14 protein-coding genes are annotated in these 12,632 nt (G+C 49.2%); all 14 read left to right on the top strand.

Going from position 1 to position 12,632, the window contains the following annotated elements; genetic code table 11:
- The first annotated feature begins 5 nt into the window (after nt 1–5).
- The 14 genes from GF409_02030 (at nt 6) to thiC (ending at nt 12,631) form a co-directional block, all read left to right on the top strand.
- Nucleotides 6–2,576, top strand: coding sequence for a hypothetical protein (locus GF409_02030; protein MBD3425993.1), 2,571 nt, complete (start codon nt 6–8; stop codon nt 2,574–2,576).
- Between the two features lie 105 nt (nt 2,577–2,681).
- The gene (amrB, locus tag GF409_02025; protein ID MBD3425992.1) at nt 2,682–3,482 is read left to right on the top strand and encodes an AmmeMemoRadiSam system protein B; all 801 of its coding nucleotides are present in this window, start codon (nt 2,682–2,684) and stop codon (nt 3,480–3,482) included.
- A gap of 9 nt (nt 3,483–3,491) precedes the next feature.
- Entirely contained in the window at nt 3,492–4,289 is a 798-nt protein-coding gene (locus GF409_02020; protein ID MBD3425991.1) for a hypothetical protein, read from the top strand.
- A 7-nt stretch (nt 4,290–4,296) separates the two neighbouring features.
- Nucleotides 4,297–5,307 carry a flippase-like domain-containing protein gene (locus tag GF409_02015; GenBank protein ID MBD3425990.1) on the top strand — a complete coding sequence of 337 codons (1,011 nt, stop codon included), beginning with the start codon at nt 4,297–4,299 and terminating at the stop codon, nt 5,305–5,307.
- Between the two features lie 9 nt (nt 5,308–5,316).
- Nucleotides 5,317–5,748, top strand: coding sequence for a type II 3-dehydroquinate dehydratase (aroQ, locus tag GF409_02010; protein MBD3425989.1), 432 nt, complete (start codon nt 5,317–5,319; stop codon nt 5,746–5,748).
- Nucleotides 5,741–6,805 carry a M24 family metallopeptidase gene (locus GF409_02005; GenBank protein MBD3425988.1) on the top strand — a complete coding sequence of 355 codons (1,065 nt, stop codon included), beginning with the start codon at nt 5,741–5,743 and terminating at the stop codon, nt 6,803–6,805. Before aroQ ends, GF409_02005 begins: the two co-directional genes overlap by 8 nt.
- The gene (gene efp / locus GF409_02000) at nt 6,802–7,359 is read left to right on the top strand and encodes an elongation factor P (GenBank protein MBD3425987.1); all 558 of its coding nucleotides are present in this window, start codon (nt 6,802–6,804) and stop codon (nt 7,357–7,359) included. The genes GF409_02005 and efp overlap by 4 nt, the downstream gene beginning before the upstream one ends.
- Nucleotides 7,360–7,385: 26 nt before the next feature.
- The gene (gene accB, locus GF409_01995; protein MBD3425986.1) at nt 7,386–7,841 is read left to right on the top strand and encodes an acetyl-CoA carboxylase biotin carboxyl carrier protein; all 456 of its coding nucleotides are present in this window, start codon (nt 7,386–7,388) and stop codon (nt 7,839–7,841) included.
- A gap of 23 nt (nt 7,842–7,864) precedes the next feature.
- Nucleotides 7,865–9,214, top strand: coding sequence for an acetyl-CoA carboxylase biotin carboxylase subunit (gene accC / locus GF409_01990; GenBank protein MBD3425985.1), 1,350 nt, complete (start codon nt 7,865–7,867; stop codon nt 9,212–9,214).
- Nucleotides 9,215–9,264: 50 nt separating this feature from the next.
- Complete coding sequence (amaP, locus tag GF409_01985) at nt 9,265–9,861, top strand: alkaline shock response membrane anchor protein AmaP (GenBank protein MBD3425984.1); 597 nt, start codon at nt 9,265–9,267, stop codon at nt 9,859–9,861.
- 12 nt (nt 9,862–9,873) lie between these two features.
- Nucleotides 9,874–10,446: an SIS domain-containing protein gene (locus tag GF409_01980; protein MBD3425983.1), complete on the top strand. Its 573-nt coding sequence runs from the start codon at nt 9,874–9,876 to the stop codon at nt 10,444–10,446.
- Between the two features lie 16 nt (nt 10,447–10,462).
- Nucleotides 10,463–10,951 (top strand): D-glycero-beta-D-manno-heptose 1-phosphate adenylyltransferase, encoded by a 489-nt coding sequence (gene rfaE2 / locus GF409_01975; protein MBD3425982.1) that lies wholly within the window; start codon nt 10,463–10,465, stop codon nt 10,949–10,951.
- Nucleotides 10,944–11,369, top strand: coding sequence for a thiamine-phosphate pyrophosphorylase (locus GF409_01970; protein ID MBD3425981.1), 426 nt, complete (start codon nt 10,944–10,946; stop codon nt 11,367–11,369). The genes rfaE2 and GF409_01970 overlap by 8 nt, the downstream gene beginning before the upstream one ends.
- A gap of 2 nt (nt 11,370–11,371) precedes the next feature.
- Entirely contained in the window at nt 11,372–12,631 is a 1,260-nt protein-coding gene (gene thiC / locus GF409_01965; protein MBD3425980.1) for a phosphomethylpyrimidine synthase ThiC, read from the top strand.
- The last annotated feature ends 1 nt before the right edge of the window (nt 12,632 follow it).

The raw sequence follows: 12,632 nt of genomic DNA, 5'->3' as shown, positions 1-12,632 counted from the left end.
TCATAATGGTCATTTCGTTGTTGGTTTCTCCTTTATCCGCCGCGGAGGACCTTAAGCCGGATCGTATCGAGAAAACAGTTCTTGATAACGGCGCCACGGTCGTTTTCAACCATGTTCCGGACTCACCTCTGGTCACCATACAGCTGAGAGTGCTTTCCGGCCTTTCCAACGAAGGCAGGTTCGCGGGAACGGGGATATCCCACTTTCTTGAACATCTTCTGTTCAAGGGAACGGAAAACCTCGATTCTGAACAGATCCGCAAAGAGATAAAGGTCATGGGTGGGTTCATTAACGGCTCCACCGGCCTGGACTCGGCTGAATACCATATAACCGTTCCGAATGAGAATTATGAAAAAGCCCTAAACCTTCTGGTTGATATGGTGATGCAGCCGGTCTTCTCAGAAGAAGAAATGGAAAAGGAGAGACAGGTCATACTCAAGGAGTTCAAGCTTAACCAGGATGACCCGGCCAGGGTCAGGATGAAGCTGCTTTTTTCCCAGGCTTACCGCGCGAACATATATAAATTCCCCGTGATAGGTTATGAGGAGACCTTTAAAAAACTTACCCGCGAAGACATCATGCAGTATCATGGGGCAGCTTATACTCCGGACAGGATGGTTCTCGGTGTAACAGGCGGTATTGATCCCAGAAGGGCTCTTTTGATCGCGAAGACAAAACTTGGTGAATATAAAAGGGGGCTTCCGTGGAATACCACGATCCAGAAAGAACCCAGACAGTTAGCGCCCAGACGTGCTGCAGCTTCCGCGGAAGTGGGATTAGGCTATCTTGCCATGGGATTCCACACGACCAGCGTATATTCTCCTGACCTCTATGCGGCTGATGTGCTGGCCATAATGCTTGGAGGGGGGAACGATTCGTGGCTATACAGGCATCTGGTCAAGGATAAGCAGATGCTCTACACAATTACCAGCGTGAATTATACACCCAGATATCCGGGTCTTTTCATCATACGGGCTGCCGGAGAACCTGAAGATCTGGAAAATGCCCGGGAAGAGATATTCAATATTATCAGGCAATTTAAAGACAGCAGGATCCGGGAGGAAGAGGTGGAGCGGGCCAAGACCATGGTAGTTTCAGATTATCTGCGTTCACAGGAAAGGATAGAAAGTGTTAATTCATCCATGACAAGTTCCCAGCTTCTTACTGGTGATCCCGGCTTTTTCAAGAGGTACGTTGATCAGGTCCAGAAAGTGACACCGCGCCAGATAAAAGAGATAGCTGAAAAATACCTGAAAAAGGATAATTCCACTACCGTTGAAGTTCTGCCCGAGGGATTCCAGAAAAAGAGAGCCCCGGAAAGCGTTGTCGAGGAACAGGCCTTCATCGGCGGGGAAAGATCGTTCAAGCTGGATAACGGGCTAAATGTTGTAATCAAAAAAAGGAACAGGGTGCCTCTGGTGTCGGTAACTCTTGCGACCGCTGGCGGGCTCAGGGCAGAGAACAAAGAAAATAACGGTATATCGAACCTTACCGCTTTATCCATGCTGAAGGGGACCCGCAGGAGAGACGAGAGCCAGATCATACCCGTTATAGAGCAAATGGGAGGTACGATCAGCGCTTTCAGCGGCAAGAACAGCATAGGACTTTCAATGACCCTTATGCCGGAAGATTTAGATGAAGGGCTTACCTTGTTCGAGGATGTTATCAAGAACGCTTCATTCCCGGAAGATGAGCTCGAGAAGCAGAAAAAGAAAATTATCGCGGCTATACGCGAACAGGATGCGGATATCTTCGAGAAAGGCATGCTTTATCTGAAGGGTGCTCTTTACGGTTCACACCCCTACGGCATGAGAGTGCTTGGGGAGGTGCAGACAGTGAGTAAAATAACCAGGCAGGATATTATCGAGTTTTATGAACATCATATGGGTCCTTCCGGAGCCGTATTGACCGTTGTGGGGGATGTGGATGTTGGCTATACGGAAAACCTTCTTAAGAGAAGGTTCACCAGGTGGCAGGGCACGACCGAAACGGTGGAGTCTGTCTCAGTAAGTTCCCTGGAGGATACAATAAAAGAGGATATTTACATGTACAAGGAACAGGCCCTTTTGCTCATGGGGTTCCAGTCGGTTAAGATCACCGACGAGGATAGATATGTACTGGAAGTTATAAGCGCTCTGATGTCGGGTACTGACGGGCTTTTGTTCCATGCCGTGCGTGAACAAGAGGGCCTTAGTTACACTTCAGGGGCCGTTTCGGTCCCGCAGGTCGACAGGGGTTATTTTGTTATTTACGCGGCTACCGTCGAGCCGAGGATAGACGAAGCGAAGAAAGCCGTGGCGGAGGTTATTGAGACGGTCCTTAATGGTCAGATAAGCGAGGAGGAGATCGAAGCGGCCAAGAATCGGCTCATCTCCCAACACGCGCAGTCATTAGAAGCCAATTCCGCCGTTTCCATGGTCGTAACTTTAGATAAGCTTTATGGTCTGGGAGCGGAGAATTATCTTGAATATCCGGAAATGATCAGAGCGGTCAAGAGGCACGATATCTCCCGTGTCGCGGAAAAAGTGCTGGATCTGGATAGATATGTTCAGGTGATCGTTCATTCGGAACTCTAAAAAGACTTTATTCTTTTCTTTTCCTTTACCCACCAGAAACTTTCGCTTATAATATTACGTTATATACTCAGAGATCTTTTATCTTTTCTGTTTAGGGGGTATGCCATGGTAAGACAACCAGCTGTAGCGGGACAGTTCTATCCGGGCAACCGGCAGGCGCTTGTTGAGCAGATGCAGAAACTCATATCTGGCTCGGTGAATAAGAAGGATGTCGTGGGTGCCATGGTGCCCCATGCCGGCTACATGTATTCGGGCAGAGTGGCCGGTGAGGTTTATTCGCGTCTTACCTCCAGCGAAACCTATGTGGTCATAAGCCCCAATCACACCGGTTACGGCAGCCGTTTCGCTGTTTCTTCGGAGAGTTGGAATACTCCCATTGGAGAAGTTGAAGTTGACGCTGAACTGGTGGACCTGGTAAGGAAGAATACCGATCTGGTCGAAGATGATCCGGAAGCACACGTATATGAGCATTCCGTCGAGGTGCAGATCCCTTTCATCCAGACCGTTGCTCCTAAAGCGAAGATACTGCCTTTGACCGTGCAGAGGGCGGGCATAGAACAGCTTTGCGAGGTTTCCGGGGCGCTTTCAACCTCGGTCAAAGACCTCCAGAGGGATGTTACCGTCATCGCCAGCAGCGACATGACCCATTACGAATCAAGGAGATCGGCAAGCGAGAAAGACAAGTTGGCGATACAGAAGATACTTGATCTGGACCCCGAGGGGCTTATTGAAATGGTAGAAGCAAGGAATATATCCATGTGCGGATATGTACCGGTGGCGATGATGTTGATGTATTCAAAGGACATGGATGCTGGAGAAAGTGAGCTGATACGTTACACCGACAGCGGTGAGGTAACAGGAGATACCGAGCAGGTGGTCGGCTACGCGGGCATCATAATATTCTAGGGGTGATAAATGGGTATATTCAGAAATCCAAAAGTGGCGATGGTGCTCGGCGGGGGCAGTGCAAGGGGGCTCTGCAATATAGGCGTGCTCAAGGTCATGGAAAAATATTTCGGACGGGATAAAATGCCGTTCGATATAATAGTGGGAACGAGTATAGGCAGTCTGATAGGCGCGGCCTATGCTCTGGGGGTAACCCCGAAGGAGATGGAGGAGAAATCACTTAAATTCTCTCTTGTCAAACTTGTCGATATAGGCATGCATCCCACCGGATTGATAAAGGGGGATCGCCTGGAAGAGATAATCAGAAGCGTTATAGGCAATAGGGGTTTTGAGGACATGAAATATCCTTTTGCCCTGACCACGACGGATATAGAGACCGGAGAGGAACTTACCCATACCTCGGGGAACCTGATAAAGCTTATACGCGCAAGTTGTTCCTGGCCGGCGATCTTCTCTTCTGTAAAGATCGAGGGCCGCCTATTAGCTGACGGAGGTGTCCGGAACAGTATCCCCACCAAGGCCGCTCGTAATATGGGGGCGAATTTCCTTATAGCGGTGAATCCCGGATTCGCCGTTAAGAACCAGAAAATAAACAGCCTGATGCAGGTAACGGTTCAGATGGTCCAGATAATGGGAGAGGAACTGAATAATTATCAGTCGAGTGCCGCCAATATCGTCATCAAGCCCGAGCTTAAAGATATTGAACAGTTCGATTTTGAAAAGACCGCTGAGATAATCAAACAGGGAGAGGAAGCCGCAGAAAGAGTTATGCCTAAACTGAAAAGAAAACTCTTCTTTCACTGGTAACAAGCATATGAAATCAAAGATAAGTAATTTGATACGCATTCTGATAAGTTTCGGGCTACTGGCCCTTCTTTTCTGGATCATGCGGGATGACATCCTGGATATGTGGCAGACCGTGATCGCCGGGGACATGGGCTTTATCCTGGCGGGGCTGGCTCTTATCCTTGTCAATGTAGCTATGCTGGCGTATCGCTTCAAGATAATCTTCCTCGGGGAGGATCTCAAGATCAATATGAGAGAGGCCTTTCAGCTGACCACAGTGGGTTATTTTTTCAACAATTTCATGCCGACGGCAGTAGGCGGGGATATCGTCAAGGCTTATTATGCCGCGCATGGCAGCGATGAACGGATCAAGGCATATGCGAGCGTGTTCATGGACAGGTTCATAGGGCTGTATACGTTTTTGCTAGTGGCGGCTGCAGCTCTTGCGGTAGACAGGGGCAGGTTCCATCTAGACGCTGTGCGGACGCTGGTCTTTATCCTTATATTTCTGGGAATCGTGGGGTTCGTGGTTGCGACCAACAGGAGAGTGGCCAGATTCATAGGACGGTCGCTCAAGAGGCTCAAAGTCATGGATCTGGGAGAGAAACTCGGAGCTTTGTATAACATAGTGCATGATTACAGGAACAGACTGGATGTGGTTCTGAAGTCTTTCGCTGTTTCCATACTGGGGCAGTCGTTGTATTTTACCGCAGTGTACCTCTTTTTCAGGTCACTGGGGCATGAAGTGAACCTGGGCAATATTTTCCTTATCATGCCTGTGGTTACCTTTGTCAGCATGATCCCGTCCCTTGGCGGGCTGGGAGTGAGAGAAGGGGCTTTCGTGGCTCTTTTCGCCGGGTTGACAGGCAAGGAAACCGCGTTCGCGGTAAGCCTGATGCTGTTGTTCGGGCTTTTCTTCATCAGTCTTATCGGCGGCGCCATTTATTTATGGTGGGGTCTTTCCGGCCTGAGGACCGGGAAAGTCAAGGATATCATTAATATCGAAAAAGAGGTCGAAGAGAGGGAAGCGAACATATAGGGGGAGGATATGAAAAAGATATTGGTGGTGCATGGTCCCAATCTTGATCTATTGGGCAAACGCGAGACAGACATTTACGGTAACGAAACTTTGGAGAAGATAAACGAAGATATCACCAAAATGGCCGCTGAAGACGGTTTTGAGATCGAGTTCTTCCAATCCAATCACGAGGGAGATCTGGTGGATAAGATCGGTTCGACCGACGCGAAAGGTATTATGATCAACCCGGCCGCGTACACGCATACAAGTGTGGCCATATGTGACGCTATCAGCGCTAAGAACATACCGGCCGTTGAAGTCCACCTTTCTAACATTTATGCAAGGGAGGAGTTCCGCCATAAATCTCTTATTGCGCCGGTAGTGAACGGGCAGATAACCGGATTCGGTAAAGATAGTTATTTTCTGGGACTGAAGGCCCTGATAGGGATAATCAATGCGTAGGATACGTGATCAAAGGAATGGATTCATCCGTAGACTGAAAAGGAAGGTCGGGAACACCGGGCTTGATGCGTTCCTACTTGTCGATGAAAAGGATATACAATATCTGACCGGATTTTATTCTGCCGGGGCTAAATTGCTCGTTCCGGCCGGGAAAAAGCCTGTATATTTCATAGATACCATGAACTACAACCTATGTTCCACGAAGCTCAGCAAAAGTGGCGTCGGTGAAATTATTCAGGGACGGGTGATGGATAGTCTGAAGCATTATATCAAGGCGAACAAGATCAGGAAAATAGGTCTTAACGAAAGATCCATCTCCGCCTTTGAATACAGGCGCCTTCTTTCGGGCATCAGGTGCCGGCTGGTGCATTTACCGTTACTTATGGAGTCGTTACGCCAGATAAAGATCGGAGATGAGATAAAGACAATCAGAAAGGCCGCCGGTAAGACCGTAAAGATATGGAAAGAGGTCAAAAAGAACATAGAGCCCGGCATGAGCGAAAAAGATATCAGGGATATGGTGGATGTCCTTGTTAGAGCGTTGGGTTTTGAAAATTCATTCCCCACAATAGTTGCTACCGGTACGAATACCGCTTATCCTCATGCGATAGCGGGCGGTAAACGTTTCAAAAGCGGGCAGCACCTCCTGGTGGATTTAGGTATCCTCTTGGATGGCTATTGTTCTGACTTGACAAGAACATACTCCAAAGGTAGAATAAACCGAAAAATTGCGGATTTCGGGAAACTGGTCCTTCAGGCCCAGGATAAGGCCATAAAGGCGATAAAACCAGGAGTTGCTATTTGTTCGGTGGTCAGGGCAGTTAATGATTTTTTTATTAATAATAACGCGGGTGAATTCGTCCTTCACGGTCTGGGACATGGGATAGGTTTGAACGTGCATGAAAGACCTTTATTGCGTGCTGATAACACGGAACGGTTCAGGAAAGGGATGGTAATCACTGTTGAGCCGGGACTGTACATGCCTGGCCTGGGCGGCGTAAGGCATGAGGACATGGTCCTGGTCACTTCCAAAGGATGCGAGGTGTTAACAAAATGATAAAAGCAGTCAATCTCAGGCCGGGAAAGATCATAACCTTCAAGGGTGCGCTTCACGAGGTGGTCGAGTACCAGCATATCAAACCCGGGAAAGGCCCGGCTTTCGTCCGTGCTAAATTCAAGAACATCGATACGGGGGCGATTTTCCAGGAGACTCTCAGGCCGGATGATTCTTTCGAAGAGGCTTTTATTGAGCAGAAGAATATGCAGTACTTATACAAAGATGATATAGGGTACTGTTTTATGGATGAGGAGACCTTCGAGCAGGTTCACGTCTCTGAGGAACTTCTCGGAGAAAAGGCCGATTATTTGAAGGAGAACATGACCATAACGGCCAAGATACATGAAGGCAGGATAATGAGCATCGATCCTCCTCTGACGGTGATCCTTAAGGTCACTGAGACAGATCCGGGATTTAAGGGGGATACGGTAAGCGGTGCGACAAAGCCAGCAACACTTGAGACGGGAAAAGTGGTAAAAGTACCTTTGTTCGTCGAGAAAGGACAAAACATCAAGGTGGACACGCGTACTGGGGAGTACATAGAAAGAGCTTAGTTTTATCGCGCAAAACGGGAGAGGATATGAATATCAAGAAGATCAAGGAACTTGTGGAGCTGATGAATGATAATGATCTCACCCAGATCGAGATCGAACAGGAGGGGACAAAAGTAAAACTCACCAAAAAAGGAGAAGGCGTTATCGAAAAAACGGTTTCGCCTGTCGCGGCGCCGCAGGCGCCTTCTGCCGCTGTACCCGCGGCCGAAGGGGGTGTCGCTGAAAAAACCGCCCCGCCCCAGAAGACCGGTAAGGAGGTCACATCTCCGATGGTAGGCACGTTTTACAAGTCTCCTTCCCCTGATGCTGATGCCTATGTGAAAGTAGGTGACACTATCCAGAAAGGGGATGTGCTTTGCATAGTGGAAGCCATGAAGCTGATGAACGAGGTCAAAGCCGAATTCGGGGGCAAAGTGATCGAGATCTGCGTGGAGAACGCCGAACCGGTTGAGTTCGGGCAACCTCTTTTTATTATTGAATAATTGCAAAAAAACGAAAGCGGGATATGTTTACAAGAATTCTGATAGCCAATAGAGGGGAAATAGCTCTGAGGATAATACGTGCCTGTAAGGAGATGGGGATAAAGACCGTTGCCGTCTACTCGACCGCGGATGCATCTTCGCTACATGCTCGCCTGGCTGACGAAGCGGTGTGCATCGGCAAGGCGATGCCGTCATCTAGCTATTTGAACATACCCTCGATCATCAGTGCCGCCGAGGTAACTGACGTAGAGGCCGTGCACCCGGGATACGGGTTTCTCGCCGAGGACGCGCATTTTGCCGAAATATGCGAATCCTGCCAGATCAAGTTCATCGGGCCCACCCCTGAGAATATGCGTCTTATGGGGGATAAGATGACCGCCAAGGAAACAATGAAAAAGGCCGGTATACCGGTGATACCCGGTTCCGAGGGTGTTCTGAAGACAAAGGAGGACGCTCTTAAAGAAGCCAAACGCATAGGTTACCCCGTTATCATAAAGGCATCCGCGGGAGGTGGCGGCAAGGGAATGAGGGTCTGCCATAACGATGTAAGGCTCGTCAGCGCGTTTCTCACCGCTCAGAGCGAAGCAGAGGCGGCGTTCGGCAATCCCGCGGTATACATGGAGAAGTACATAGAGGCCCCGCGCCATATAGAATTCCAAATACTCGCCGATGAAAAAGGCAATGTGATCCATCTCGGTGAAAGGGACTGTACTATCCAGCGAAGGCACCAGAAACTGATAGAGGAAGCGCCTTCACCAGTGCTGAACGAGGACATGCGTAAAAAAATGGGCGAGGCGGCGGTCAATGGAGCAAAGGCGGTTAATTACCGTGGTGCGGGTACTATAGAATTCCTTGTGGACGGGGATGACTTCTATTTCATGGAGATGAATACCAGGATACAGGTTGAACACCCTGTCACTGAAATGGTCACCGGTGTGGATCTTATCAAGGAACAGATAAAGGTAGCTGCCGGTCAGAAGCTTTCGTTAAAACAGGAAGACGTCAGGATTACCGGACATGCGATAGAATGCCGCATCAACGCGGAAGACCCCGATCACGATTTTCGTCCTTCACCCGGAAAACTTGCCGCTCTGCATATTCCCGGGGGACTTGGTGTTCGCGTGGATACGCATGTTTATGCCGGCTATGAGATACCCCCATTTTATGATTCGATGATAGCCAAGCTCATAACTTACGGCAGAGACCGGGATCAGGCCATAACGACGATGCATCGTGCTCTGGATGAGTTCCTGATAGAGCCGATAAAGACAACTGTTGGTTTCCACAAAAAGGTAATGACTGATTCTGATTTCCAGAACGGCGATGTTTCCACGCATTTCGTGGAAAAATATTTTCCAAAGGAAGAGAAGTAGCTGTATAAACCGCAATAGTGATCCGTGCCAGGCGCGGAGAAGGAGGGTCCATGAATTTTTTCAGAAGGATCGGAATGCTGGTATTCATGGTGATGATGTTTTGCGTCGGGGCGGTATTGATAACGGTCTCCCTGAACATAGTGACCCCAGAGCAATGGTCCGATATGGTGGCCGCGGTCAACGATGACATTACTGTCCGGGCTTCGGTAGCTGCGGTGGGCGCGCTTTTTTTGCTTATAGGTCTTGTGGCGCCATATCGCCAGTCGAAATCAATGAAAAGAAGCCGCGTGCTTTCGTTCCAGAACCCTGACGGCGAGGTCACGGTTTCTCTGAACGCCATTGAAGAATACATTCATAAGGTGGCCAAAAGCATTCCCGGGATAAAGGATGTGCGCTCAAAGGTAGATATAAGCAAGAAAGGTATTGAGATAATAACCGATGTAACTCTTTCGGCGGGGTCGAACATACCCCAGGTGACCGAGGCGATACAGATGGAGGTGCGTGACAAGGTGCAGGGTATGCTCGGCATAGAAGAGAAGGTAAATGTTAAGATGCATATCAAGAAAGTGATGACAAAATCCGGTTATCCGGAAGATGTAGCGCCTTCCGATGCGCAGGAAGAAGCCCACATACCCTTCAGAGAATAGACGCGGAGGACCATGATAGAGACTGCAAGAGAGATATTCAATGACAGTATTCAGAGCAAACAGAGATTCATCTCCGGGGAGAAGAACCTCCAGGCGGTGGTCTCGGCGGCCAATATCATCACAGAAAGCATCAAAAAAGGCGGAAAAGTCCTTGTTTTCGGTAATGGGGGCAGTGCTGCTGACAGCCAGCATCTTGCCGCTGAGCTTGTGGTGAGGTTCGAGAAAGAAAGAAAAGCCATTCCGGCTGTGGCTCTCACCACTGATACCTCAATATTGACAGCAGTTTCCAACGATTACGATTTTAACAGGGCGTTCAGCCGACAGGTCGAGGCTCTTGCTTCAGATGAAGATGTTGTAGTTGCCATTTCGACCAGCGGCAACTCTCTTAACGTGCTGGAAGGGGTTAAAACCTCTAAATCCAAGGAATTGCCGGTCATCGTGCTTGCGGGAAAGGACGGAGGCAAGCTCGCACCGTTAGGGGATATTGCGATAATAGCTTCCTCCGACAATACTGCCCGGATCCAGGAGATCCACGTGACTGTCATTCATATCATCTGTAAACTTGTCGAAGACGCTTTCGCCTGACCCTAATATTTACGATATGGTGGATAATTCTAAGATCAAGACATGGGATGAACTTATATCCGTAATAGAACACCAAAGGTCTTCCTGCAGGAAAATCGGATTCACCAATGGCTGCTTTGATATAATCCATCTGGGTCATGTAAGATATCTCTCCGAGGCCAAGTCGCTCTGCGACAATCTGGTTGTGGGCGTAAACAGCGATGCGTCCGTCAAGCGCATAAAAGGATCCTCCAGGCCCGTTAACACTGAGTGGGTACGGATGGAGGTCCTTGCGGCACTTGAGTGCGTGGACTATGTTGTCATGTTCGAGGAGGATACTCCGGAAGAGCTTATAAAGTTGGTAAATCCCCATGTCCTCATAAAGGGTGGTGACTGGAAAGAGGAGGACATAGTGGGAGCCGGTTACGTAAAAAAGAACGGGGGCTCGGTAAAGGTCATACCATACCTTGAAGGGTTTTCCACAACGAATATCATCGAAAGGATGAAAGAACTGCAGGATGGATAAGGGAGTATACAGGATTATCGATGCTAATTTGAACAGGGTGATGGAGGGCATACGCGTCTGTGAAGATATTATACGGTTCGCCTCCGATAACCAGAAACTCACCGCCCGGCTCAAGGACCTGAGGCATGAGGTATTCGATTCAATAAGGGACTTGCGTAAAGAGCACCTTGAAGAACTGGTGGATGCCCGAAATCTCAATGACGTAGGCATTAAATCCAATGCTTCGGAGAAGAACAGGGAAAGCCTTGTTGACCTTTTTCTGGCAAACACCCAGAGGGGGAAGGAATCCCTGCGGGTTCTTGAGGAAGTTCTTAAGCTTTTTGACGGTGAACTTTCCCAGAAATACAAGAAGCTGCGGTTCAAGCTTTACGGAATAGAAAAATCAGCGGTAAAGGACCTGGAAGGAATCGATTTGTGATCATGATCAAAGTGAAAGAACCCCTCATAAAAAAAGCGGCCGGTGGTGAAGACGCCAGCCTTTTCGAAATAGTGGAAGGCCTTGAGAAGGGCCTGGTAGTGGTCCCATCGAACAAGAAGCGGAGGATTGGCAAACCTTGTGCTATCGGCAGGGGAATGAAAACCAAGGTAAATGCCAATCTCGGCCTCTCTCCCGGTCACTCTGACATCGGTAAAGAGATGAAAAAAATGAAGGTCGCGGTAGAGACAGGAGCCGACGCCGTGATGGACCTCTCCACGGGGCCCCTGCTAGGTAAATTGCGCAGGAAAATACTTGATGAGTGTCCCGTTCCGGTGGGTACCGTACCCGTTTACGAGGTCGCCTCTTCACGGGGAGATATGGCTGCTGCGGATGAACAGGAATTTATCGATGTTCTCATCCGGCAGGCCGAAGAAGGGGTGGATTTTTTCACGATACATTCGGGCATTACTCTAGAAGCTACCCGCCTCATGGAAAAGAAGCCACGCGTCATGAATATTGTAAGCCGCGGCGGGGCTCTTCTGGCTTCATGGATGCTGAAGAACCAGAGAGAGAACCCGTTTCTGTCGAGATTTGACGAAGTTCTGAAGATAGCGAAAAAACACAATATAACCTTAAGTTTGGGCGACAGCCTAAGGCCCGGGACCATCTGCGACGCTACGGACCGTTTCCAGATAGGAGAGCTTTTTGTGCTGGGTGAGCAGCAGCAGGAGGCTTTTGGCGCGGGGGTGCAGGTCATGATAGAAGGGCCGGGGCATGTGCCGATGGATCAGATAGAAGCGAACGTCAAGCTCCAGAAGACCGTTTGCCATGGCGCACCGTTTTACGTGCTGGGACCGCTGGTGACCGATTCAGCTCCCGGGTATGACCATATAGTCGGCGCCATAGGCGGAGCGATCGCGGCCTGGCACGGAGCTGATTTTCTGTGTTATGTGACCCCGGCCGAGCATGTGAGACTACCCATGGAGGAGGACGTGCGTCAGGGAGTTATCGCTTCAAAAATAGCGGCGCATGCCGCTGACATAGTAAAGGGCATACCCTCCGCGTACGCACGGGACAGGCAAATATCCCAGGCGCGCTCAGAACGTGACTGGAAAAAACAGTTCGCTCTTTCGCTTGATCCTGTTGATCCCCAGATCAGACGTAAAGCGGACAAACCTAAGGAAAAGGACGTCTGCAGCATGTGCGAGGATTATTGTTCAATAAAGATCATGGAAAAAAGCCTGAAACAGAAAAAGAAGTAAA

It is taken from the genome of Candidatus Omnitrophota bacterium (assembly GCA_014728045.1).
GTDB lineage: Bacteria > Omnitrophota > Gorgyraeia > Tantalellales > Tantalellaceae > WJMH01.
This window is presented reverse-complemented; position numbering and strand designations above follow the sequence as displayed.

Excerpts from the sequence above, each read along its gene's own strand:
- GF409_02030 (MBD3425993.1), top strand. The coding sequence starts at position 6 with ATGGTCATTTCGTTGTTGGTTTCTCCTTTATCCGCCGCGGAGGACCTT.
- amrB (MBD3425992.1), top strand. The coding sequence starts at position 2,682 with ATGGTAAGACAACCAGCTGTAGCGGGACAGTTCTATCCGGGCAACCGG.
- GF409_02020 (MBD3425991.1), top strand. The coding sequence starts at position 3,492 with ATGGGTATATTCAGAAATCCAAAAGTGGCGATGGTGCTCGGCGGGGGC.
- GF409_02015 (MBD3425990.1), top strand. The coding sequence starts at position 4,297 with ATGAAATCAAAGATAAGTAATTTGATACGCATTCTGATAAGTTTCGGG.
- aroQ (MBD3425989.1), top strand. The coding sequence starts at position 5,317 with ATGAAAAAGATATTGGTGGTGCATGGTCCCAATCTTGATCTATTGGGC.
- GF409_02005 (MBD3425988.1), top strand. The coding sequence starts at position 5,741 with ATGCGTAGGATACGTGATCAAAGGAATGGATTCATCCGTAGACTGAAA.
- efp (MBD3425987.1), top strand. The coding sequence starts at position 6,802 with ATGATAAAAGCAGTCAATCTCAGGCCGGGAAAGATCATAACCTTCAAG.
- accB (MBD3425986.1), top strand. The coding sequence starts at position 7,386 with ATGAATATCAAGAAGATCAAGGAACTTGTGGAGCTGATGAATGATAAT.
- accC (MBD3425985.1), top strand. The coding sequence starts at position 7,865 with ATGTTTACAAGAATTCTGATAGCCAATAGAGGGGAAATAGCTCTGAGG.
- amaP (MBD3425984.1), top strand. The coding sequence starts at position 9,265 with ATGAATTTTTTCAGAAGGATCGGAATGCTGGTATTCATGGTGATGATG.
- GF409_01980 (MBD3425983.1), top strand. The coding sequence starts at position 9,874 with ATGATAGAGACTGCAAGAGAGATATTCAATGACAGTATTCAGAGCAAA.
- rfaE2 (MBD3425982.1), top strand. The coding sequence starts at position 10,463 with ATGGTGGATAATTCTAAGATCAAGACATGGGATGAACTTATATCCGTA.
- GF409_01970 (MBD3425981.1), top strand. The coding sequence starts at position 10,944 with ATGGATAAGGGAGTATACAGGATTATCGATGCTAATTTGAACAGGGTG.
- thiC (MBD3425980.1), top strand. The coding sequence starts at position 11,372 with ATGATCAAAGTGAAAGAACCCCTCATAAAAAAAGCGGCCGGTGGTGAA.